Below are 23569 nucleotides of genomic sequence, written 5' to 3'. Positions count from 1 at the left end.
TGTAAGTATATCAGTTTGTGATTCCTTTCACAATATGTCTACTCATTGACGGACTACTTAAAAAAGAGTACCATTTCTAGTAGGCGAGGTGAGAAAGATGAATCCCATCGTGGAGTTTTGTATTAGTAATTTGGCGAATGGAGCCTATCCGGTATTTGAAACTTTGGAAAGAGACCCGAATATAGATGTGCTCGAGTATGGTTGTTTGAGTTATTGCACAAAATGCGCAGATACCTTATACGCACTTGTCAACGGCGAACTTGTCGAAGCGGATACACCCGATGAATTGACTAAACGCATTTATCAATTCATCGAAGACAATCCTCTTTTTTAATTATATAATGAACGCTAAAAAGACTGTAGATAAACTCTTGGGTGAGTTATTTACAGTCTTTTATTTAGTGAGGTTGCTATAGCTTATCGCAGGGGATTTAAGGTAAAGATGTGTTCCCAATGCTATCGAAAACCCGTTTCAAGTCACGACTTTCGCTCTCAGCTGGCGCGTTCAAGAGCGCCCGCGGTAAGCCTCCCATGCGAAATATTATGCCCAGATCACACACAAAATCATTCTCCCCAGTCAGCAAGTGTAGAAAGCACGTAGGTCGGTTGGATTTCCTTTTGTAGTAGTTCTTCGACTGGCGTGACACCCGTTGAGACATAGGCTGTGTCGATGCCGTAGCGGATGCCTGCCAAGATATCAGTGTCGTAGTTATCACCAATTAGCACCATGTCTTCTTTTGCGTAGTTCCCTTGCTGCTGGATGAACTGCAACATAAAAGGTTCTGGCTTTCCTACGATAAATGGTTTCGTGTCGGTAGCTGCTTCCATCAATTGAAGGAATGAACCATTGCCTGGTACGAGCCCTCTTTCAGTAGGAAACCTATAATCAGGGTTAGCCCCTAAGAAATGCGCACCGTTGCGAATCGCAAGACAAGCTTCTGACAGCTTACTATACGTAATCTGACGGTCGAGACCCATCATTACAACGTCTGGATTCGTCGTTGTGACGGTAATCTGCTCTGCCGCTAACGCTTCTTCTAGTCCTTCTTCACCAATCATCATCACGCGTGCACCTGGATACTGCTGTTTGCAGTATTTAGCCAGAGCCATCGGAGAATTCATAATATACTCAATGTCCGTTTGTACACCGAAGCCTGCTAATTTCTGTTGCTGTTCCGATCGAGTATATGCTGCATTATTCGTAATAAAATATGTCTCTGCGCCCTGTGCCTGACAGCGAGACACGAAATCTACAGCTTCTTGAATAGGTTCTTTTCCACGATACATTGTCCCATCTAAATCGAGACAATACGCTTTATATGATTTCATCGCTGTCACTCCGTTGGTAAAAATGCAGATACCGGTCCTAATTCATTCGTCAAATAATCTCGGACTTGTTGTGGGAACATTTTTAGTTCATTCACTGTTTGGCGGATAGAGTTTTCCACTTCTGCGGTCTCAACTTCTGTAAATTGACGGACGATCATCGGACGAATGGATATAAATGTTTTTAGCGGCACAGCTTGTTTTGTTTGAATCACTTTTTCATCTTCTAAAATATCGATAATATCGTCGTAACTCCCAGGATCACGCATGATAAATCCATCGATCATGGCATTCCCTACGTCGATAATTCCTTCAATCAATCCATGTGCAATGCGTTCCACCGCTAGCTTTTTCACTTCATTTTCATGCCAGTTACTTTCACTTTCAAAAGTTCCGATTAATTGCTCCATATAATCAAGTGTTTTACTAATTTGTTTTTGATCGACAAAATACATAATATCTCTTCCTCCTCATGTTGTACTCACTCTATCTTACCATATTTTCAACGAAACGAATAAAAGCTCCGAGCCATTGCCCGAAGCTTTTATTCTATTCCTTCTCTCGTGTTTCAATCTTCTTTTCAGCTACGGTTTCTAGTTCAGTTTCAGGTTTCACTTTACCTATTTTCTTTAGAATAAAATAGGCACAACCGAAGTTGCAGTATTCATAAATATAATCCTGCACGGTACTGATTTTCGTTTCATACGTAGATTTGGAATTGCGATCTTCAAAAAATCCCTTTAACCGCAATTGTCCGTATCCCCAGTCGCCCAAAATATAATCATACTTCAACAATACTTCGCTAAAGCGTTCGTTCAATACTTCTTCCTCAAAGCCTTCCCGAAACTCTGCCACTATTTCATATCGTGTGTTCTCTAAAATGACCATCTGTTTCACTTCCATTTAACTGCTCGCTTGTCGTTCTAGTTCCAGTTGCTCGTCGCCTTGACGCTGCTTTTCTTTCGCTGCAGCATTCACTTGTTCATCTGCATGATAGCTAGAGCGTACAAGCGGCCCTGCCTCACAATGAGAGAACCCTTTAGACATCGCAATTTTACGCAATTCACCAAACTCATCAGGAGAATAATATTTTACCACTTTTGCATGTTTTTTTGTCGGTTGTAAATACTGGCCGATTGTCATAATATCCACGTTATGTGCACGCAAATCATCCATTGTTTCAATAATTTCTTCCACAGTCTCACCAAGCCCTACCATCAACGACGACTTCGTAGGAATTTCTGGATACATTTCTTTTGAACGTGCTAATAATTCCAATGAACGATCATACGTTGCACGCGCACGAATTCTCGGTGTAAGACTGCGCACCGTTTCGATATTGTGATTTAAAATATCTGGTTTTGCATCCATTAAACGCTGTAGATTGTCACGGTCGCCACCCATATCAGAAGGCAATACTTCAATCGTCGTAAACGGATTTCTACGACGAATTGCACGAATTGTCTCCGCAAAAATAGCAGATCCGCCATCTTTCAAGTCATCACGTGCTACTGCTGTAACGACTACGTGCTTTAAGTTCATTAATTCAACTGATTCTGCCACGCGCTCTGGTTCTGCCGTGTCCAGTTCATTTGGTAGGCCCGTTTTAACTGCACAGAAGCGGCAAGCTCTTGTACATACAGCTCCTAAAATCATGAAAGTTGCTGTTCGACGCTCTCCCCAACATTCATGGATGTTTGGACAACGTGCCTCTTCACAAACTGTATGTAAATTTTTCTCACGCATTAATTTCTTTAAACCTGTATAGTTCTCATTGGTGTTCAGCTTAATCTTCAGCCAATCAGGCTTCTTTACATGCTCTGATTTTCTTCCTGTTTCAGGTCTACATGACAACGCTACCGACTCCATTCTGTTCATAGTTTCTACTCATGTCAATGTAACATAAATTCCGATAAGCTTCAATTATAGATGGTGCTAAGAAGCTGTAGATAATTGAAAAGGGATGTGCAAAGATCTCGTTTCACTGCGCTCCAGGCGGACGCGTTCAGGAGGGCCCGCGGTGAGCCAACCGGTCGCTTCTCTCCCCTGGTTGTCTCACCTGTCGGGCTAATCCTCCCTGAGTCGCCGCCTTGCGCTACGTTTCACTGATGTGTTCTTCTGAATATAGCGAGGGAATGTTCAGCTTTTGACTTAGACCTTTCATTTGGACTTAAAAAATAGGGAACAGACATTAAGTTACTTGATCGCTACATATGAAGTCTCAAATTAGTAGAGTCTAAGTGTAGGATTTAAGTGATAGAAGGGGCGAAATGCAAAGATGTGCTTTCAACGCTTCGCTTCCTTTTAAAGTCTAATTTGAATTTTACTATGTACAAAAGATGACCAAAATTACACTGTACTCATTAGCGTAGGCACAACTGCGGGGTCGGCCGGAGCCATGAGACAACTAGCGCGCCCTTTGCTAGCTGGCTCATGGCGGGAGGCAATCCCCCACGTGCCGCAGTGGCGATAGAAAGCTGGCCTTCATGAAAATTAGTATCGAAAAAGATTCGATCAACGACCCAACACAAACTGGTTTTCTCCTGTAAGCGAGTAAAAGCGTAGCGATAGGAGCAAAGTTTCCTTAGGCCACGCCCATAGGACTAGCGTCCGCCCCTAAATCATAAATCCCGAACCACACATTCACTTCCCACTTTTTCTTTTCTTTTACTGACAAGCAAAAAACGTCCGCAACCAATTCCCCGGTTGCGGACGTTTGTTGTATTTACTGTTCGACCTTAAATTTCTTCTTAAATTTCGTCAGTATAGAGGCATAGAAGACACTCAAAAATAGACCGCCCCAGATAATGATTATGCCAACGATCATCATGAGAATCGCAGAACCACTCATTCCAGTAACCATTTAATGTCCTCCTTTGTCATCTTCATAATCCGTAGAAATACGTGTATTGTTTTTCCACTTCAGAGAGGTGAAGACGATTGCCATTACAAACGCACCAATCGCAACCGGCCATCCAATCGTCCATAAGAACGATGTTGGATACCCTTCGTAGTTTTCAGCAATATTATCTTTAATCAAGAAGAATAACATCGTACCAAGTACTAATGGCGTGATGAATGTTAAGGAAACTTTCCACCACCAGCCTAAACGAATATCTGATACGGCATTCGCATGTTGTTCGAAAACGCCAAGTTTTCTGAATACCCATGCCAGCAAGATGACTTCGACTAGCCCGATGACCGCAATACCGAATTGGTTGATGAAGTAATCTGCTACGTCTAGGAAGTATAAACCGCCATTTGTTGCATATAACAAGGAAATGGCTGCCGATAGTCCAACACCGATCGTTACGGAACGACGTCTAGAGATATTGAATTTATCTGACATACCTGCGATATACGTTTCACATATTGAGATGAGTGAAGTAATCCCTGCAAGTACGAGTGACAGGAAGAAGAATGTACCGAACAGGCCATTCAATCCTGGCATTTGATTGATGATTTCAGGGAACACAACGAACGCTAGACCTACTCCAGCAGTTGCTACATCCCCCACGTCTACTCCTTGTGTAGTTGCCATGAATCCTAGTACCGCAAACACTCCGATACCTGCTAATAATTCAACAGATGAGTTCGCAAAGCCTGTGATGAAAGCATTGTTTGTTATGTCCGACTTTTTCGGCAAATAACTGGAATACGTAATCATAATAGCAAACGCGATGGATAGACTGAAGAAGATATGTCCATAAGCTGCAACCCACACACGTGGATTCAATAACTTATCTACATCTGGTTTGAAGAATGCATCCAAACCTACCATCGCTCCATCAAGTGTAATCGCACGGATCACGACGAATAAAAAGAGAATAAATAGGACAGGAATAAATATTCGATTTGCAAGCTCGATCCCTCTTTTAACTCCGCCTAGCAAGATGATGTAACAAATGACCCAAACGAGTAGTAAAGGAAGAGCTACGCCTCCAACTAATCCGCCAACATCTCCTGGATTATCTGCTAATTTTAGGACATCCCCGAAGAAAAAGTCTTGTGGCTTATCGCCCCACGATAAACTAAATGAATAAATCGTGTACTTCATTGCCCATGCAATGATAACCGCGTAGTAAGTAGAAATAACGAAGGATACGAAAATCCCCCACCAACCTAGAAACTCTGTCTTCCTTCCATTTAATCGGAAGAAAGAAAGTGGTGCCGATCCACGATACTTATGACCGATTGTGAACTCCATGATAAGAATAGGTATTCCGGCTGTTAAAAGTGCAAATAAATACGGGATGAAAAATGCGCCGCCGCCATTCTCATATGCAACATACGGAAAGCGCCAAATATTACCTAGTCCGATTGCCGAACCAACTGCAGCCAATATAAAACCGGCTCTCGTTCCCCACTGTGAACGATTTTCCATACACCTTTCTCCTCTCTTTTTGTTATTTTACAAAACTTATCACCATTTTATTTATTCTGACAACTCGAGTTCTGTATATTTAGTATAAACAGGTGATTCATAGATGTCAAAACAAATTTAGACTAAGAATGATGTGCACACCACTCTTAGTCTACTGTTGTAATTTTATATTGTACTGGCTTCGCTTCGTTTTCCTTTTATACTCCAGAACGTAAATAATACTATTAAGACAATAATAACTGCTACTAATCCAATCCACACAGAACCTGTTAACCCAAGAACGAAGTACCCTGTAGTCGCCACACTTGCCGCAACTAATGCATATGGCAATTGAGTCGCTACGTGATCCATATGATTACAGCCTGCTCCTGTAGACGAAAGAATCGTTGTATCTGAAATCGGTGAACAGTGATCGCCAAATACCGCTCCAGCTAGCACCGCTGCTAATGCTGGTAATAATAGCTCTGGTGCCGCGTTCACCATGATCGTACCTGCAATCGGCATCAGTATTCCAAATGAACCCCAAGATGTTCCCGTAGAGAATGCCATCAGCCCAGCTAATATAAAAATCAGGACTGGTAAGAATGCTACTGGAATATTTAATCGTTCCACGGTTTGTGATAAGAATAATCCCGTATCTAGCGTAGCAATTAATTCCGTTAACCCCCATGCGAAAATTAAAATTAGAATCGCTGGCATCATCGCTCTCAATCCGCTAACAAACGCGCGGCCCATCCACGAAGCACTCGCTGTTTCATTATCCTTCATTTGAGCTACATATAATAGCATCGCAAGCAGAGTCGCTGTGACGCCACCTACTACTAATGACTTTGGTACGTCCGTATTTTCGAAAATAGCCCAAATATCGAATACGCCTGCTTCTTTATAGCCTGTGAAAATCATCATACCTAGCGTCACAAAGATTAACGTCACGATCGGCAACACTAAATCACGTACTTTTCCGTGCGTATGTTCAGGAAACTCTTCCTTTAATTGACCTGGAATTTCTTTTGCCGGATCAAATAATTCACCTTCTTTGTTTGCACGATCTTCATGCTTCTTCATTTCAAAGAAGTCATTATTCGTCCAAGCGAAGAAGAATACTATCGATAATGTCGCAATGACGTAGAAATTCATCGGTGCCATCATGATAAACGCCGTCAACGGTGAATAGCTAACCGCTGCGGTTGTTCCTAGAATGATTGCCAATTGTCCAATCAAGAATGCCCCCCAGCTCGAAATCGGTGACACTACACAAATTGGCGCAGATGTAGAATCAATAAAATAGGCCAATTTCGCACGTGAAATCTTGTGTTGATCTGTAATTGGTCGTGCAATCTGTCCGACCGCAAGTGCATTAAAGTAATCATCTACGAAAATCGCAATTCCTAGAATCATCGTCAGCAACTTCGCACCACGTTTCGTCCGAATGCGTGTAACAGCCCAGCGCGCAAATGCCGCACTTCCTCCCGACAAACTAACGAATGCTGTAATCACTCCAAGTAGCAATAAAAATAGCATGATGAATATATTATACGTATTTAGGCCATCATCCCAAAACGAAATTGTCATCGCCGTCCAAACGCCCTTTAATGTTTCTGTTGGGGCAAATTCAGCGATGAGTAAAGCGGCTGTAAGAATCCCAGCGCCTAAAGATAATAACACTCTCCTCGTCACCAACACCATCACAATGGCGACTACAGGAGGTAATATGGAAACCCATGTTCCAATCATAGTAATTCCTCCTTTTTCTAGTTGCAGATTCTATCGAACATGTAAAAAGGTCAAACGAAAGCCGACTCCAACAAGTTGTAACTAACGAGTAGGAGTCGGCTGTGCAGTGCATCTGCATATCATCAATGTGTGCGGATCATCTGGCGGTTGTAGCTCTCCATACATTATCGCTGTATGACAGTGCCATTCCTCTTCGAAATGACCCCAACTTGGGAAGTGGACCCTTCCCAAACTTCGGCATCGCTTCCTTTCACTCGCGGTCTTAGACGTCACTCTCTCGCAAATTACTTATAAACTATGCAGCCTCTACGGTAGTCTCGATATTCTTCTAGTAACAAGTGTAGCAATAATCGACATTGTACACAACACTCATTTACTCCAGATCCTGCAATGGTACTTCGATCTGTGCAGGCAACTGCTCCCCTTTCGAATAAATTTGTGGAACTTTTCCTCTGATTAATCCTATAGCTACTGGAATCCTTTGCTCTACGACACTTTTACTCGTTGCGAGCGGTACGATAATCTGGACATTAACTTGGATAATGACATTGACTTCTACATGTGCATTATTAATACCAAATTCAGTGATTTTCGTATCTACTGTAGCATGGACATCACCGACGACATGGAAGCGAATGGGTATTTTCGGACCTAAATTACCGATCAACGGAATATTCGTCGCTTGCCCGAGTGGAACGAAGAAAACAATTCCTTGACCTTTTGCTGTCATATCAGGGTTATATTCTAACTCTCCAAGTGGTGGTAACATATCTAACTCCCCACCTTCCGCACGTTCTAAATGATCTTCCACTAATTGATGAATTTCAGCCATCACATGACCAATAATATCTGCATTAAACTTCGTTGTGACAGTATCTTTCGAGTCATCCGGCACGTTTTCTATAATGTCATTGACGTCATAAACACTTGTCGAACGCGATTTAATTGCTTGGCTAATGACGTGACTCGCTATTTTCTGTGTTTGTACTTCCGCATATTGTGTATAAATAGGAGTCAGCTGTTTATTGACTATATAAAAAAACAAGGCCACTGCCACAAAAATAGTTGGAATGATAAAACGCAGGATATTTTTCGCCTGACGATTTTTTCTCGGTCGTTGGTGATTAGTATAAAACCGCATAAAAACGCCTCCTGCTTCACTTTATGCGAAGCGGGAGGCGTACATTCTGTTATTCATTGAAATATTTTTTTCCATACCAGCCAAGTATATCACGAATCATTTCGGGCATGATATATTGTTTTGGCGCTTCTTTCAACAGCGGAAAGAAGTAGCCGAATGTGAACATATCAAGTGTTGCGAGTGAATAGTTTTCACCAGGTTTTACTAGCCGATTGCCCGCAAATAATTGTCCTTCATAATTGCGGAATAAATGTTCATGTATCATGCTGCCCATGAACGTTCCACGAAAACCGAGACCTTTAATTTCAAGCTCTGTCCATTTCGGATTGAGTGATTGTTCATAGATTTCTAGTAAATCCGCACCGTCCAATTGTACGATACATGGATTAATCGGATGTGGCAGTAATGAATGTAAACTGCCTTTCGTTACCCAACCTTCGTCTAAACTACCAAGGAAAATCCCCGCATTGAAAAGCGCACAATCGGCTTTCGTATAAGCAAGTAGCGCACGTCCGAAAAATGAAGACAATGGGCTATCTCCTGTTAGACGTTGGGCTAGTGGTGATGGATTATAAAATACCGGCACCTGTAATGCTTGATCACCCGCTGTGATATAGCTGTTGATTTCTTTCACATCTTCTACCGTTCGCTCCATTGTGTCGGTAGGAAATACTTCCGCTTCCATATGGACGACTTGATTTGTTAAGCGATCAATATCCACTCGTATATGCCCAACGTATTGACCGAACTTTCCTGTTGCTGCAATGAGTGTATCATCTGACCATTCACCCGTTTGCAGAAGGTGATGTGTGTGTCCACCTAAAATAATATCTAGTTCAGGACATTCAGCAGCGAGCAGACGATCTTCATTGATACCTAAATGCGACAGACAAACGATAACGTCCACTTCTAGCCGCAACCCGCGAGAAATCTCTCCAATTTCAGCACGGGGTTCCAATACATCCCAGCCCAGTTGACGGTAAAATGCTTTATAGGGCGCAGTAGCCCCGACAAGTCCGATTCTCACGCCATCCGTAGTTTCCATGATTTTGGAAGACTTCGACCAATAAGGCTGCTCCCCGTTCAGTTCTTTTAAATTACATAGCACGACGTCGAACATAGCTTCTTCATATAAGGAATCCAGCTCTTGTTTAGACATAGTAATGCCTTCATTATTACCGATTGTTACGGCGTCATAACCCGCTTCATTCAATAAAGCGATATTGCCTTTTCCTTCCGTACCTTCTGTAAACGGATGGGATCGATCGACATGATCACCGATATCAAATAGAAAAACAGCTTCTCCCGCTTCTTCAGCTTGCTCTTTCCGTTGCTGCAAAAACCGCTTGATTTGCGGCCAGTTTTCGAAATGACTATGTATATCATTCGTATGATAAATATGAATCGTCGTTACCGTTTCTTTCATATACGTCAACCCCAAATCCCCTCATAAATGGAACGTAATCCAAAGACGAGTAAAATGATGCGTATGACTAAGACGAGTGTTTCTGATTTCATTTTGCCATTTAAATAAGCTCCTAACATCCCTCCAATGTACGCTCCAGGTACAACAGGAATCGTATAGAGCCACGGCACATGCCCGAGTGAAATATGCGAAATCGAGTTCACGACAGCAGATAAGAACACCATCAGCATCGAAGTCGCAACTGCTACGTGTGGTGGGAATAGGAATAGCAAAATCATTGCGGGCACAACCATTGTCCCGCCACCGATACCGAATAATCCCGATGTTACCCCGATGAATAGTGACAAGATGATCGCGAACCAGATTGGATAACCGTAAATATGCGTTTTCCCTTGTGGATCGGTAAACTTAATCTTTTTACCGTTATCTACAAACCAACGTATCGGCTTTAAATATTTCCTTGTCAGTAATAGTGTTGACAAGACGATCAATAAAATCCCAAAATATAGATTAAATGATTGCAAACTTACACTTTTATTAATCCATGCACCGAATATGATACCTGGTATACTTGCGACGAAAAATAGAAAAGCACTGCGATAATCGATTGTTCTCACTTTCATATAAGAAACCGTCGAGCCGAGTCCATTCGCTATCATCATGATGACCGACAAGCCAACAACACTTTGTGGCGTGATGCCCGGAATCATCCCTAGATTTAGACCTACAAATAATGTGACAGGTACTAAGATCGTTCCACCACCAAGGCCAGCGATTGAGCCGATGACACCTGATGCCAATCCAATGAGCGCGAGTATTACAAATTCCATTACTGATCCTCCTCAAACAAATCCATCTGCTTCGTAAGCGGCTGACCATACTTTATGTTGACTAGACTCGCAAACTGCTTCGCGTTCTTCGCTGCATGCTGACCGGAGTTGTTATTAAAAATGACAAATACGTCTTGCGCTTGTCGCTGAAGGGTATTGATGATTTCACGCATTCCTTGAAGTTCTTTTTCATTGTAATCATATAAATAGCGGACTTTGCGCCACGCTTGGTTGTCTTTCATCGTATTGACCCAGCCTTTGTCATTGCGACCATGCAAACGCAACAACACTTTCGGATCTGTCGCTACTGGAACAAGCGGCACACTACCATCCCCTACTTGCGGTTCATCACAGACTACGTGGATAATGTTTAGGCTTTTAAGAAAATCCAATGTCTTCTGGCGGTATGCCGGCGAGTACCACGATTGGTGGCGGAACTCAACCGCGATCGGCAACGGCTGCAATTGCTCCTGGACATAACGGATGCGATCAACATTTTCCTTCTGACAATCAAACCACGGAGGAAACTGTACGAGAACCATCGCTAGTTTACCAGATTCTGCAAATGACGTCAGCGATAGTTTAAACAGCGAAAACATCTCTTCTTCAGAATCATAAGGTAGTTTACCACGCTGATGTCCTGTAATGCCTTGATATGCTTTGACGATGAATTGGAAATTCGCGGGTGTTTCCTCAGTCCACTTATCCATCACTTTTTTAGATTGTATCGCGTAAAATGTCGAGTCCAGCTCGACAATCGGGAAATGTTTGCTGTAGTCTACTAGTTTTTTATTCGCTACTGTACTTTCATTATAGAGGCTCGGATGGTCTCCCCAGCCTGTCAACCCTACATGAATCATGGAAAGCCCCCTCCTTTTACCTTTAGTTTAGTGTATCATATCCTATGTATTTTCGGAAAAATCGATGCTTTTGATTTGGAGGTGACTTAGTAAGCATGGTGGGTGATTGTAGAAACGCGGTGGGCAATCTATTGGATACCACGACTCAACGCTCATAGAAACACCTCAAGCGATCATAGAAGCCGGATCAACGCTCATAGAACTCCCTCAAGCGATCATAGAACCCGCCCCAACGCTCATTGAAACACCCCAACCGATCATAGAACCCGGGATCAACGCTCATAGAAACACCCCAACCGATCATAGAACCCGGCTCAACGCTCATAGAAACACCCCAACCGATCATAGAACCCGGACCAACGCTCATAGAAACACCTCAAGCGATCATAGAACCCGGACCAACGCTCATAGAAACACCTCAAGCGATCATAGAACCCGGACCAACGCTCATAGAAACACCCCAACCGATCATAGAACCCGCCACAACGCTCATAGAACTCCCTCTAGCGATCATAGAACCCGGCTCAACGCTCATAGAAACACCTCAAGCGATCATAGAACCCGGCTCAACGCTCATAGAACTCCCCAAGCGATCATAGAACCCGGACCAACGCTCATAGAAACACCCCAACCGATCATAGAACCCGCCACAACGCTCATAGAACTCCCTCAAGCGATCATAGAACCCGGACCAACGCTCATAGAAACACCCCAACCGATCATAGAACCCGCCACAACGCTCATAGAACTCCCTCAAGCGATCATTAAACCCACTCTAACGATCATAGACCACTCTCCTCCCCACAAAAAAAGCATCTCGGGCAATCCCCCCGAAATGCTTCTCTATTCAGCCTTGCCATGCACTCATTCCACCACGAACATTCGTGACGTTCGTAAATCCCGCCTTTTTCAATTGGCCGGCTGCTTTTAAACTACGCATACCGCTTTGACAAATAACTACTACTTCCTGATCTTTCTTCAAACTGGCGACTTTGCTATTTAACTCGTTCAAAGGTATATTGTTAAACTTTTTAATATGTCGTCCTTTATATTCTGCTGGTGTTCGCACATCTACAAACTGAACGTTCTTGTCTCTCAACAGATTTTTCAGTTCATCCGTTGATATGGTGCGTACACCTTTTGCTGGCTTCATTCGCCAAATGAAAAATACGACGACGAGCGCAAATAAAATCCAACCACCCATTGTTGTGGCCTCCTCTTATTAGTGAGTCAATTCCATGATGACTAGGAACACGCCCATTGCCGCGAATGCTACATGACCGATGCAGAAGCGGGGAAAGAACTTTTTCTCTAGTTCCTCTGACGTTTCCAAGGTGCACGTCCTGCAAACGAAAAGTCGTTTAATCCAATTCATGCGTCTAATGCAGCTTTCACGCCTGCCGGATCAAACCCTAAAATCCATTGACCGTTTAACTCTGTTTGCGGAACTCCCATCTGGCCGGTAGTTTGCACTAAACGCTGACCCGCCTCTGGATCCGTCGAAACATTGATTGTTTCATAAGGTACATGGATCTCATCTAAATAATTCGTCATCATCGTACAATATGGGCAAGTGGATGAAACATAAACCGTTGCTTTTGCTGTCACAAATAAATCCCCTTTTCTATTAGTTTGTACTTACATTATATACCCCCGTTGGTATACAAGCAACTAATTAGTTTCCTGAATGTAATGGGCGTAGCGTCGTTGCAACATCAAAGAGACGAACTCACTTCAACCTCAAGACTATTCCCACGTAATACATATAGAAGAAACCGAAGTATCAAAAATGACACTTCGGTTTCTTCTATATAAAATTTTCGATAGTTTTATATCGTTCAACGAAAGGAAAGACGTCAGTTATGAGCTCATAATCCACTTTGCATTTCATTTGATTGAATCACTGAATAACGTGCGTTTCCAAAATTATCTGCTTGATGTGTTCACCTTGTCGCCTACTAATTTATCTTTCGCTTGATTGTATTGGTGCACTAATTGGGCGACATAGTCTTTTGTAGGCTGTACTTTGTCGATTACACCAATTCCTTGGCCGCATCCCCAAATATCTTTCCAGGCTTTTTTTCCGGCATCTCCACCAAAATTCATTTTCGTCGGATCACTTTCCGGCAAGTTGTCTGGATCCAAGCCAGAAGCACGAATGGACGGAGCTAAATAATTCCCGTGTACACCAGTGAAATAGTTGCTGTACACGATATCATCGGAATTTGCGTCTACAATTGCCTGCTTGTATTCTTCAGCAGCTCTTGCTTCTTCAGTAGCAATAAACGGTGACCCAATATAAGCAAAGTCCGCCCCCATTGCTTCCGCTGCTAAAACACTTCCTCCGGTTGCAATTGAACCTCCGAGCGCCAATGGACCATCAAACCATTCACGAATTTCCTGAATGAGAGCAAACGGACTTTTCAAGCCTGCATGCCCCCCTGCTCCTGCGGCTATAGCGATTAAACCATCTGCACCTTTTTCAATTGCTTTCTTCGCGAACATATTATTAATTACATCATGCAAGACAATCCCACCATAGCTATGAGCAGCTTGATAGACCTCTTCTCGCGCCCCAAGAGATGTAATAAGGATTGGAACCTTATACTTCACACAAATCTCCATATCTTCTTGAAGTCTTTCATTTGACCGGTGAACGATTTGGTTAATCGCAAACGGTGCTGCCGGTTTATCTGGATTTTTTGCATTATAGTCTGCTAATTCTTCCGTAATCTCTGCCAGCCACTCATCGAATTGAGATGTCGGCCTAGCATTCAGAGCCGGCATAGAGCCGATAATTCCTGCTTTACACTGCGCAATTACCGTTTTAGGATTACTAATAATAAACATTGGTGAAGCAATCACCGGAAGACTCATACTCTTTTTCAGTTCCAGTACATTCATCATGAACACTCCCCTTCGTTTGTAAACGTTTTCAATTATCCCTCTACAAATTTCTCTTGGAAAGTATATAACCAAATACTTTCTTTCGGTAATTCTGCAAAAATACTATCCTTCAAAGAATCTAGAATACTGTAAGCAACTTCACAATACATGTATATGCATGTATTTTACTTGATTTTTCCAACTTGTCAATCAATTTATGAATCAATCTTTATATTTCCGCATGAAGATAGCTGACCCCATTTTAAATATAGTACCAGCTCACACATTTCCTGCTACTTAACTTTCATAATTGTCTATCGCTTTCTGCAATTCCCCTAGTTTGTTTAATAAATTCATATATTCTTCATTTCCGATAGAGCCTTCAATCTGTTCTTGTACTTGCATCCAGATGGGTGTCGCATGATTTAATTTCTCATACCCCAACTCTGTGATAGTAACCACTTTTGTTCGAGAATCATACTCAGCTCTCTTAACTTTGACATAGCCGGAGTCCTTAAGAATATTCAAATTCCGGGTTACTGTTGTTTGATCGAGCAACATAATCTCCCCCAGTTTACTAATCGAAAGATTTGGAGAGGTATAAATATTCCCGAGCATATAGTATTGGGTGATTTTTAATCCAGTAGGTTTTAACAGCTTATTGTATAGCTGCGTCAGAGATCCTGTTACTGTTCGAAGGTTTGCACACGCACAAACTTGGATAATATGATCGGCTTGGTTCTGATCTAAATTACTTTTCATGAGCCTTTCTCCTTTCCCAACGAGAAAATTATCTATCTTTTCAGTTATTCTTGACAAATTATCTATACACTCTACTATTGTACATGTACAGATACTTATTTGAAAGTTAGATTTACTAGCATGGTTGTTCATTTCCACACCGACACATGCATAGTGTTAGATGGCTATTTACGTGAAAAACATTGTTACATATCTAGAAAGTGAACGAAGCGACAGTATTCATCAAATAGAAGGGAGAGGAAATTATGAAAGTACTTAATTTATTATTTGAAAATGATTTGGACGAGACACTTATTGGCGCATTAGGAATTACATTCAAAGAGGCGGGACCTGACAAGGTAGTATGCGAAATGCCTGTAGGACCAAAAACTATCCAGCCGATGGGATTATTGCACGGAGGTGCTTCAGTCGCTCTTGCTGAAACGGCTGCCAGCATAGCCGCTGCCTTGAACCTAAATCTAGAGACTCATTATCCAGTAGGTCTGGAAATAAACGCAAACCATATAAGAAGTAAAAAAGATGGCGTCGTTACCGCAACTGCCGTCCCTTTTCATAGAGGTCGCACATCCATGGTATGGGAGATCCAAATAACTGATGAAGAAGGTAAATTAATCAGTGTTTCAAGATGTACGATTGCTGTTGTGAAGAAAAATAAGGATGAACGTTAAAACCTAAAAATATGAATTCTTTTGTTTCCAATAAGAAAAACCCTGCCGCGTCTGGCAGGGTTTTGTTGCATTATCCGATAGAACCTTCCATCTCGAATTTAATCAAGCGGTTCATCTCTACCGCATATTCCATCGGTAGTTCTTTTGTGAATGGTTCAATGAAGCCCATAACGATCATTTCAGTCGCTTCTAGTTCAGGAATTCCGCGGCTCATCAAATAGAAGAGCTGCTCTTCCGAAACTTTTGATACTTTTGCTTCGTGTTCCAATGAAATATTGTCATTCAAAATTTCATTGTACGGAATTGTATCAGAAGTTGATTGCTTATCCATGATCAATGTATCACATTCAATGTTCGCACGCGCGCCGTCCGCTTTACGTCCGAAGTGGACAATTCCGCGATACGTTACTTTTCCGCCGTGTTGAGCGATTGATTTGGATACAATCGTTGAAGATGTGTTTGGAGCTAAGTGCATCATTTTCGCACCTGCGTCTTGGTGTTGGCCTTTGCCAGCCAATGCGATGGATAATGTTAAACCACGTGCGCCTTCACCTTTTAAGATGACCGCTGGGTACTTCATCGTTAACTTAGAACCGATGTTGCCGTCGATCCATTCCATTGTCGCGTTTGCTTCACATACTGCACGCTTCGTTACCAAGTTGTAGACGTTGTTCGCCCAGTTTTGGATCGTCGTATAACGGCAATATGCGTCTTTTTTGATGATGATCTCAACGACCGCACTATGCAATGAGTTCGTTGTGTAAACCGGTGCTGTACATCCTTCTACGTAGTGAACGCTTGCGCCTTCGTCTACGATGATAAGTGTACGCTCGAACTGTCCCATGTTTTCCGAGTTGATACGGAAATACGCTTGTAGCGGCGTTTCTACTTTGACGCCAGGTGGTACATAGATGAAAGACCCACCGGACCATACCGCAGAGTTTAACGCTGAGAATTTATTGTCTGAGTTCGGAATAACCGTACCCCAATATTTTTTGAATAACTCTTCATTTTCACGAAGTGCGGAATCTGTATCTTTAAAGACGATACCGAGATCTGTAAGTTCTTCTTTCATATTGTGGTAAACCACTTCAGATTCATACTGTGCAGATACACCTGCCAAGTACTTTTGTTCTGCTTCAGGAATACCTAGTTTGTCAAACGTACGCTTGATTTCTTCAGGTACTTCATCCCAAGAACGTTCTGTAGCTTCAGATGGTTTTACGTAATATGTGATCTCATCAAAATTCAATGATTTCAAGTCTCCGCCCCACTGTGGCATCGGCTTGCTATAGAAAATTTCGAGTGATTTCAAACGGTAATCCAACATCCATTGTGGTTCGTCTTTCATACTAGAGATTTCTTCCACTATTTCACGTGTCAGTCCACGTTCTGAACGGAATACAGATACGTCTTTGTCATGGAAACCATATTTATAATCGCCGATTTCAGGCATTTGTTTCGCCATTATTATTCCTCCGTCCCGTAATTGCTCGTACTATGGCCAAGGTCACTGCGACTCACCAGAGACTCCCTTTTCCATCGCCTTCCAGCTCAATGTAGCACATTTAATGCGGGCAGGGAATTGTGCGACACCCGACAATGCTTCTAGGTCATCAAGTTCAATCGAATCATCCAAATCTTTGCCTAACATCATATCTGAAAAGGTGTGAGCTAATTTTACTGCTTCTTCTGTCGTTTTGCCTTTGATCATTTGTGTCATCATGGAAGCAGATGCCATCGAAATGGAACACCCTTCCCCTTCAAACTTCACTTCTTTAACAATATTGTCTTCCACGTTCATTGTTAAATGAATGACATCACCGCAAGTGGGGTTGTTCATGTCGATTGTGACATTGCCACTTTCAAGAATCCCTTTGTTTTTCGGGTTTTTATAATGATCCATAATGACTGAACGATACAGCTGGTCAAGTTTGTTAGTAGACATCGTTAAAATACTCCTTTGTTGTGCGAAGTCCTTCCACGAGGCGGTCTACGTCATCCGTGGTGTTATATAGATAAAAACTTGCGCGTGCGGTCGATGAACATTCTAGCCATTTCATCAATGGCTGTGCACAGTGATGACCTGCACGTACAGCAATTCCATTCATATCGAGTACAGTTGCGACGTCGTGTGGGTGAACATCATTCAAGTTGAATGTAACTAGCCCTGCACGTTTTTTAGGATCAGTCGGACCATAAATAGTCAAACCGTCGATTTCAGACATTTTTTCCATCGCATAGCCAGCCAATTCATGTTCATGCTGTTCAATAGCGTCCAAACCGATTTCTTCCAAGAAGTCGATCGCTGCACCGAGTCCGATTGCCCCTGCAATGATTGGTGTACCACCTTCAAATTTCCAAGGTAGTTCCTTCCAAGTAGATTCGTATAAACCGACGAAATCAATCATCTCGCCACCGAATTCTACTGGCTCCATTGCGTTCAACAATTCCTTTTTACCGTAAAGAACACCGATTCCGGTAGGTCCACACATTTTATGTCCGGAAAATGCTAGGAAATCGCAATCTAGTTTTTGTACATCTAATTTTACGTGTGGTGCTGCTTGCGCCGCATCCACACACATAATCGCGCCATGTTCATGGGCAATTTTTGTAATTTCTTCAATCGGGTTCATCGTGCCGAGAACGTTTGACACATACATGATCGATACGATTTTTGTACGATTTGTAATCGTCTCACGTACTTTCTCAAGCGACAGTGTACCGTCTTCTTCTAAATCAATATATTTCAACACAGCGCCTGTTTCTTTAGCTAATTGTTGCCACGGAATGATATTGGAGTGATGCTCCATATGCGTGATAACAATTTCATCACCTTCCGCGACATTAGCACGGCCATAGCTTTGAGCGACTGTATTTAATGCTGTTGTTGTACCGCGCACGAAAATAATTTCTTGCGTGGATTTTGCATTGATAAATTTACGAACTTTTTCACGCGCGCCTTCATAACCATCTGTCGCACGATTTCCAAGTGTATGCACACCGCGGTGAACGTTGGAGTTATCTAAGCGATAGTAGCGATCGAGTGCTTCGATGACTTGGACAGGTTTTTGCGATGTTGCCGCACTATCCAAGTACACGAGTGGATGACCATTAATTTCCTGATCTAATATAGGGAAATGATTGCGGATGTCTTTACTGAGCATTAGCGCACTTTCCTTTCAATAACCTCCGTCAATTGCTTTCTAACACCTGCGATTGGCAATTTGCTGACCACTGGCGCTAAAAATCCATGAATGATGAGGCGTTCTGCTTCTTCCTTTGAAATCCCGCGGCTCATTAGATAGTACATCTGCATCGGATCTACTCTACCTACTGAAGCAGCGTGACCTGCTGTTACATCATTTTCATCGATAAGTAAAATTGGGTTCGCGTCTCCACGTCCTCTTTCACTCAACATTAGAATACGAGATTCCTGTACAGCGTTTGAACGAGTTGCACCTTTTGCGATACGGCCAATTCCGTTAAAAATTGCTGAAGCTGATTCTTTCATCACACCATGCTTCAAGATGAAACCGTCTGTATCCAGTCCCCAATGAACGATTTCGGAAGTGAAGTTTTGCTTCTGGCTTCCACGTCCAACGACCACTGTTTTCATATCACTAGATGAGCCGTTTCCGACCAAGTGTGTAATATTTTCTGAAATGGTATTGCCATCATTCATCAAGCCAAGTGCCCACTCGATACGCGCATGTGTCCCTGTAACGCCGCGACGATTGACGTATGTTGTCAAACCTTCTGCAAGTACGTCAACTGCACCGTAGACGACTTTAGCATTATCATGAGCGAATACTTCAGACACGATATTTACTTGTCCTTCTGCATGCTCCATTGTAGAAAGGTAGGTTTCTACGTAAGTAATTGAACTATTCGCTTCTGCAACGATTAGTACATGGTTAAACAATGAAGCTTTTTCATCGTCGTGAATGAATAGCACTTGAAGTGGATCTTCAATGACAACGTTTTTAGGTACGTAAACAAATACCCCACCGTTAATCAACGCTGCGTGAAGAGCTGTTAGTTTATGCTCATCCACTTTTACTCCGTCAGTCATTAAATATTTTTTCACTAACTCACTATGTTCACGAGTCGCTGTAAAGATATCCGTCAAGATCACGCCTTGTGCCTGAAGTTCAGCTGACAATGAGGTGAAAGCAGGTGTATTGTTGTGTTGCACGTAAATGTTTTGTTGATTTTCTTCATCAATCAACGCAATCGCTTCTGTCGGTAATTCCGTCAGTGTAGCGTAGATTGAACTTTCCACTGTATGTGAAGGGAATTCCGTGAAATTCCAATTAGTAATTTTAGTTTTATCTGGTTTCGGCATTGCAAGCACTTCTGCTTTCGCTAAAGCGTTCGCACGAAAATCTGCCATCCAAGCAGCTTCCTCCACGTTTGCGGAATAAGAGCGGACGTCTTGTTCGGTCAATGCCAATGTTGTTTCAACCGTCATTTTGAGTCGTCCCCTTTCTTATGCTTCTGCCCCAACCGTCTCATCTTCAATCCCAAGTTCTTCTTTAATCCAGTCATAGCCTTGCGCTTCAAGCTTCATAGCTAATTCAGCGCCACCGGATTTAACAATTTTACCTTGCATAATAACATGCACTTGGTCAGGTTTGATATAGTTCAACAAACGTTGATAGTGAGTGATCATTAGGCAGCCGAAACCTTCGCCGCGCATTTCGTTAATTCCTTTAGAAACGACTTTCAATGCATCTATATCTAATCCGGAGTCAATTTCATCTAAAATTGCAAATTTTGGTTTTAACATCATCATTTGAAGAATTTCGTTACGCTTTTTCTCTCCACCAGAGAAGCCTTCATTCAAGTAGCGAGTAGCCATATCTTCGTCCATCTCTAGGAACTCCATTTTGCTATCTAGTTCACGGATGAATTTCATCAATGAAATCTCATCGCCCTCTTCACGACGTGCGTTCATTCCAGAACGAAGGAAATCAGCGTTTGTTACGCCTGTAATTTCACTTGGATATTGCATCGCTAGGAATAGACCCGCTAACGCACGCTCATCAACTTCCATTGCTAAAACGTCTTCACCATCGATTGTGATAGATCCAGATGTAACTTCATATTTCGGGTGCCCCATGATTGCAGATGCAAGTGTGGATTTCCCCGTACCATTGGGTCCCATGATTGCATGGATCTCATTTGTATTAATAGTTAAGGATAAACCTTTTAAGATTTCTTTGCCCTCAATTTGGACATGAAGATCTTTAATTTCCAAAGTTGCCATTCCAATACCTCCAGTATGATCGCGTCGAATGGGTAGCCATTCTCTATTTAGTATCATTCTAATCTTAACCCATATTAGAGTGAGTTGCAAATCATTAAGAACCACTACATATCAAGAGCGAAATCATTGATTTGGCGCGGCTCAGAGTGTTTCACATTATATTTATTTTTCAATTGACTAGTATTGAATGAGAATCAATGAACGATTGGTACATAAGAATCAGACAAAAAAATCGGCAACATTCGCCGATTTTTTTATAAACTATATTTTTTTCGTGAAACGGTCAACGATCATCGCAAGGGCGCCGTCACCTGTAACGTTTGTTGCTGTTCCGAAACTATCTTGTGCTAAATACAGTGCTATCATCAGCGCAACCATGCCGTCTGAAAAGCCGAGCATCGTCGTCAAAAGTCCTGTAGCCGCCACAACTGCCCCACCTGGTACCCCTGGAGCTGCAATCATCGTGACGCCTAACATGAAGATAAATTGCAAGTAGCTGCCAAAGCTAATATCGAAACCGTTCATCAGCATGACACCGATTGAACAAGAAACGATTGTGATAGTACTACCTGACAAGTGAATCGTTGCGAATAGAGGAATCGAAAAGTTCGTCACTCGCTCAGACGCACCTGTTTTCTTCGCCTGACGAAGCGTAACTGGAATCGTCGCTGCTGAAGACTGCGTACCAATCGCTGTTAAATACGCCGGCAACATCGTTTTCATTAGCACAAATGGATTGCGCTTATTCAACGTACCCGCCACGGTGTACTGGAACGTCAGCATGATCAAATGAAGCGCGATGATCATAATGAAGACTAATACAAAGACTGAAAGCACATTCGCTACTTCCCCAGTGTACGTCATATTCAAGAAGATCCCGAAAATATGAAACGGCAATAGAGGGATAATAACGACCGAAATGGCTTTATCAATAATGAGATTAAACTCATCGAAAAACGACAGCATCGTCTTTCCTTTAATCGCCGCCATACCGATACCTAGCAGAAACGCCAGTAAAAGCGCAGTCATAATACCCATCATTGGATCCATTTCTACTTGGAAGAATGCTTTGCCTGCCTCCCGTGCGCCTTCCGCAATCTCTGTATCTGTTGATTGATGAATAAAGTTCGGCAAAATCGTAGTTGCCACAAAAAATGCTAGTAGTCCTGCAATGATTGTAGAACCATAGGCAAATGCTGCAGACATACCAAGCAACTTACCTGATCCTACTCCGAGCTTCGCAATACTTGGTGCAATGAACGCAATAATGATCAATGGCACGATAAAGTTCAAGAATCCGCCAAACAACATATTAAATGTAGCTGCTAACCTAACGAACCAATGAGCAAACCCCTCATGAATAGCGGGTAACAGCAAACCAAGCCCAATCGCTAACGCAATGGCAATCAAAATACGCCAAATAAGTCCTAATTTAAACTTCACAATACGTCCTCCTCATATACACATCTGTCTAACTGAAACAAAATAACTTTATCACAAGTGGCGAGAGTATAGAAGGTGTTAAGGGAATTTGTAATTATCTGAAATTCTATTTTGAGTGGGGGTTTGTGAGCGTGGGGGTGGGTTCTATGAGCGTGGGCGTGGATCCTATGAGCGTGAAGGACAGTTCTATGAGCGCGGGGGTGGGTTCTATGAGCGTGAAGGACAGTTCTATGAGCGCGGGGGCGGATCCTATGAGCGTGAAGGACAGTTCTATGAGCGCGGGCGTGGATCCTATGAGCGTGAAGGCCCATCCTATGAGCGCGGGGGCGGGTTCTATGAGCGTGAAGGACAGTTCTATGAGCGTGGGCGTGGATCCTATGAGCGTGAAGGCCCATCCTATGAGCGCGGGGGCGGGTTCTATGAGCGTGAAGGACAGTTCTATGAGCGTGGGCGTGGATCCTATGAGCGTGAAGGACAGTTCTATGAGCGTGGGGGCGGGTTCTATGAGCGCGGGGACCCATCCTATGAGCGTGGAGGCCAGTTTTATGAGCGCGGGGGCGGATCCTATGAGCGTGAAGGACAGTTCTATGAGCGCGGGCGTGGATCCTATGAGCGTGAAGGCCCATCCTATGAGCGCGGGGGTGGGTTCTATGAGCGTGAAGGACAGTTCTATGAGCGTGGGCGTGGATCTGCCTTACACCCTGTCAAGTAGACATCTTTAGAAACCGCTCACTATTCTCTTTCCGCTTGTTTATTCCGTTGCTATTTCTATCAAAAGGGCGACTTGACATGGAGCCTCCACAGGCATGACTTCCACGTCTGGAAGCCAGCTGTTGT

26 protein-coding genes and 1 riboswitch are annotated in these 23569 nt (G+C 42.8%); of the genes, 3 read left to right on the top strand and 23 right to left on the bottom strand.

The annotated features are described in order from the left end of the window. Positions 1–97: 97 nt before the first annotated feature. On the top strand, positions 98–334 hold the full coding sequence (locus tag ORD22_RS11915) for a YuzB family protein (RefSeq protein WP_317646238.1): 237 nt from the start codon (positions 98–100) through the stop codon (positions 332–334). Positions 335–564: 230 nt separating this feature from the next. Here the strand turns inward: ORD22_RS11915 and ORD22_RS11910 are convergent, their stop codons facing one another. The 17 genes from ORD22_RS11910 to ORD22_RS11830 all read right to left on the bottom strand — a co-directional run bounded on the left by ORD22_RS11910 (position 565) and on the right by ORD22_RS11830 (position 15349). Then, positions 565–1329 (bottom strand): TIGR01457 family HAD-type hydrolase, encoded by a 765-nt coding sequence (locus ORD22_RS11910; RefSeq protein WP_317646236.1) that lies wholly within the window; start codon positions 1327–1329, stop codon positions 565–567. A 5-nt stretch (positions 1330–1334) separates the two neighbouring features. Next, a complete protein-coding gene (locus ORD22_RS11905) occupies positions 1335–1781 on the bottom strand; it encodes a DUF86 domain-containing protein (protein WP_317646235.1) in 447 nt (148 codons plus the stop codon). A 94-nt stretch (positions 1782–1875) separates the two neighbouring features. Further along, entirely contained in the window at positions 1876–2229 is a 354-nt protein-coding gene (locus tag ORD22_RS11900) for a YutD family protein (RefSeq protein WP_411567650.1), read from the bottom strand. After that, complete coding sequence (gene lipA, locus ORD22_RS11895; protein WP_317646275.1) at positions 2230–3195, bottom strand: lipoyl synthase; 966 nt, start codon at positions 3193–3195, stop codon at positions 2230–2232. Positions 3196–4051: 856 nt separating this feature from the next. Further along, the gene (locus ORD22_RS11890) at positions 4052–4189 is read right to left on the bottom strand and encodes a methionine/alanine import family NSS transporter small subunit (protein ID WP_233201464.1); all 138 of its coding nucleotides are present in this window, start codon (positions 4187–4189) and stop codon (positions 4052–4054) included. Beyond that, positions 4190–5710 (bottom strand): sodium-dependent transporter, encoded by a 1521-nt coding sequence (locus ORD22_RS11885; RefSeq protein WP_317646234.1) that lies wholly within the window; start codon positions 5708–5710, stop codon positions 4190–4192. A 165-nt stretch (positions 5711–5875) separates the two neighbouring features. Then, on the bottom strand, positions 5876–7444 hold the full coding sequence (locus tag ORD22_RS11880) for a Na+/H+ antiporter NhaC family protein (RefSeq protein ID WP_317646233.1): 1569 nt from the start codon (positions 7442–7444) through the stop codon (positions 5876–5878). Positions 7445–7586: 142 nt separating this feature from the next. Further along, positions 7587–7761, bottom strand: a riboswitch (Lysine riboswitch). Positions 7762–7817: 56 nt separating this feature from the next. Beyond that, positions 7818–8585: a sporulation protein YunB gene (yunB, locus tag ORD22_RS11875; RefSeq protein WP_317646232.1), complete on the bottom strand. Its 768-nt coding sequence runs from the start codon at positions 8583–8585 to the stop codon at positions 7818–7820. A 49-nt stretch (positions 8586–8634) separates the two neighbouring features. Further along, positions 8635–10011, bottom strand: coding sequence for a bifunctional metallophosphatase/5'-nucleotidase (locus tag ORD22_RS11870; RefSeq protein WP_317646274.1), 1377 nt, complete (start codon positions 10009–10011; stop codon positions 8635–8637). Between the two features lie 5 nt (positions 10012–10016). After that, on the bottom strand, positions 10017–10841 hold the full coding sequence (locus ORD22_RS11865) for a sulfite exporter TauE/SafE family protein (protein ID WP_317646231.1): 825 nt from the start codon (positions 10839–10841) through the stop codon (positions 10017–10019). Next, positions 10841–11701, bottom strand: coding sequence for a DUF72 domain-containing protein (locus ORD22_RS11860; protein WP_317646230.1), 861 nt, complete (start codon positions 11699–11701; stop codon positions 10841–10843). The genes ORD22_RS11865 and ORD22_RS11860 overlap by 1 nt, the downstream gene beginning before the upstream one ends. A gap of 187 nt (positions 11702–11888) precedes the next feature. Next, positions 11889–12068 carry a hypothetical protein gene (locus ORD22_RS11855; protein WP_317646229.1) on the bottom strand — a complete coding sequence of 60 codons (180 nt, stop codon included), beginning with the start codon at positions 12066–12068 and terminating at the stop codon, positions 11889–11891. Positions 12069–12245: 177 nt separating this feature from the next. Continuing rightward, entirely contained in the window at positions 12246–12458 is a 213-nt protein-coding gene (locus ORD22_RS11850; RefSeq protein WP_317646227.1) for a hypothetical protein, read from the bottom strand. A 90-nt stretch (positions 12459–12548) separates the two neighbouring features. After that, complete coding sequence (locus ORD22_RS11845; RefSeq protein ID WP_317646226.1) at positions 12549–12905, bottom strand: rhodanese-like domain-containing protein; 357 nt, start codon at positions 12903–12905, stop codon at positions 12549–12551. A gap of 167 nt (positions 12906–13072) precedes the next feature. Then, the gene (locus tag ORD22_RS11840; protein ID WP_317646225.1) at positions 13073–13309 is read right to left on the bottom strand and encodes a glutaredoxin family protein; all 237 of its coding nucleotides are present in this window, start codon (positions 13307–13309) and stop codon (positions 13073–13075) included. A 318-nt stretch (positions 13310–13627) separates the two neighbouring features. Then, a complete protein-coding gene (locus ORD22_RS11835) occupies positions 13628–14608 on the bottom strand; it encodes an NAD(P)H-dependent flavin oxidoreductase (RefSeq protein WP_317646224.1) in 981 nt (326 codons plus the stop codon). 276 nt (positions 14609–14884) lie between these two features. After that, positions 14885–15349 (bottom strand): MarR family winged helix-turn-helix transcriptional regulator, encoded by a 465-nt coding sequence (locus tag ORD22_RS11830; protein ID WP_317646223.1) that lies wholly within the window; start codon positions 15347–15349, stop codon positions 14885–14887. A 245-nt stretch (positions 15350–15594) separates the two neighbouring features. Between ORD22_RS11830 and ORD22_RS11825 the strand changes: the two genes are divergently transcribed. Beyond that, positions 15595–16017, top strand: a complete 423-nt coding sequence (locus ORD22_RS11825; protein ID WP_317646221.1) for a PaaI family thioesterase — start codon at positions 15595–15597, stop codon at positions 16015–16017. Between the two features lie 70 nt (positions 16018–16087). On the opposite strand, the gene sufB is transcribed toward ORD22_RS11825, so the two are convergent. The 6 genes from sufB to ORD22_RS11795 all read right to left on the bottom strand — a co-directional run bounded on the left by sufB (position 16088) and on the right by ORD22_RS11795 (position 22732). Further along, positions 16088–17485 carry a Fe-S cluster assembly protein SufB gene (sufB, locus tag ORD22_RS11820; protein WP_317646220.1) on the bottom strand — a complete coding sequence of 466 codons (1398 nt, stop codon included), beginning with the start codon at positions 17483–17485 and terminating at the stop codon, positions 16088–16090. A 42-nt stretch (positions 17486–17527) separates the two neighbouring features. Further along, positions 17528–17965, bottom strand: a complete 438-nt coding sequence (gene sufU / locus ORD22_RS11815; RefSeq protein WP_317646219.1) for a Fe-S cluster assembly sulfur transfer protein SufU — start codon at positions 17963–17965, stop codon at positions 17528–17530. Next, positions 17955–19184, bottom strand: coding sequence for a cysteine desulfurase (locus ORD22_RS11810; RefSeq protein WP_317646218.1), 1230 nt, complete (start codon positions 19182–19184; stop codon positions 17955–17957). Before ORD22_RS11810 ends, sufU begins: the two co-directional genes overlap by 11 nt. Further along, a complete protein-coding gene (gene sufD / locus ORD22_RS11805; RefSeq protein ID WP_317646217.1) occupies positions 19184–20491 on the bottom strand; it encodes a Fe-S cluster assembly protein SufD in 1308 nt (435 codons plus the stop codon). Before sufD ends, ORD22_RS11810 begins: the two co-directional genes overlap by 1 nt. An 18-nt stretch (positions 20492–20509) precedes the next feature. Continuing rightward, a complete protein-coding gene (gene sufC / locus ORD22_RS11800) occupies positions 20510–21289 on the bottom strand; it encodes a Fe-S cluster assembly ATPase SufC (protein ID WP_411567649.1) in 780 nt (259 codons plus the stop codon). A 261-nt stretch (positions 21290–21550) separates the two neighbouring features. Beyond that, on the bottom strand, positions 21551–22732 hold the full coding sequence (locus tag ORD22_RS11795) for a dicarboxylate/amino acid:cation symporter (protein WP_317646215.1): 1182 nt from the start codon (positions 22730–22732) through the stop codon (positions 21551–21553). Positions 22733–22847: 115 nt separating this feature from the next. On the opposite strand from ORD22_RS11795, the gene ORD22_RS11790 reads away from it, so the two are divergent. Then, the gene (locus ORD22_RS11790) at positions 22848–23444 is read left to right on the top strand and encodes a hypothetical protein (RefSeq protein ID WP_317646213.1); all 597 of its coding nucleotides are present in this window, start codon (positions 22848–22850) and stop codon (positions 23442–23444) included. Positions 23445–23569 lie beyond the last annotated feature (125 nt).

The organism is Sporosarcina sp. GW1-11 (assembly GCF_033088395.1).
Classification (GTDB): domain Bacteria; phylum Bacillota; class Bacilli; order Bacillales_A; family Planococcaceae; genus Sporosarcina.
This window is presented reverse-complemented; position numbering and strand designations above follow the sequence as displayed.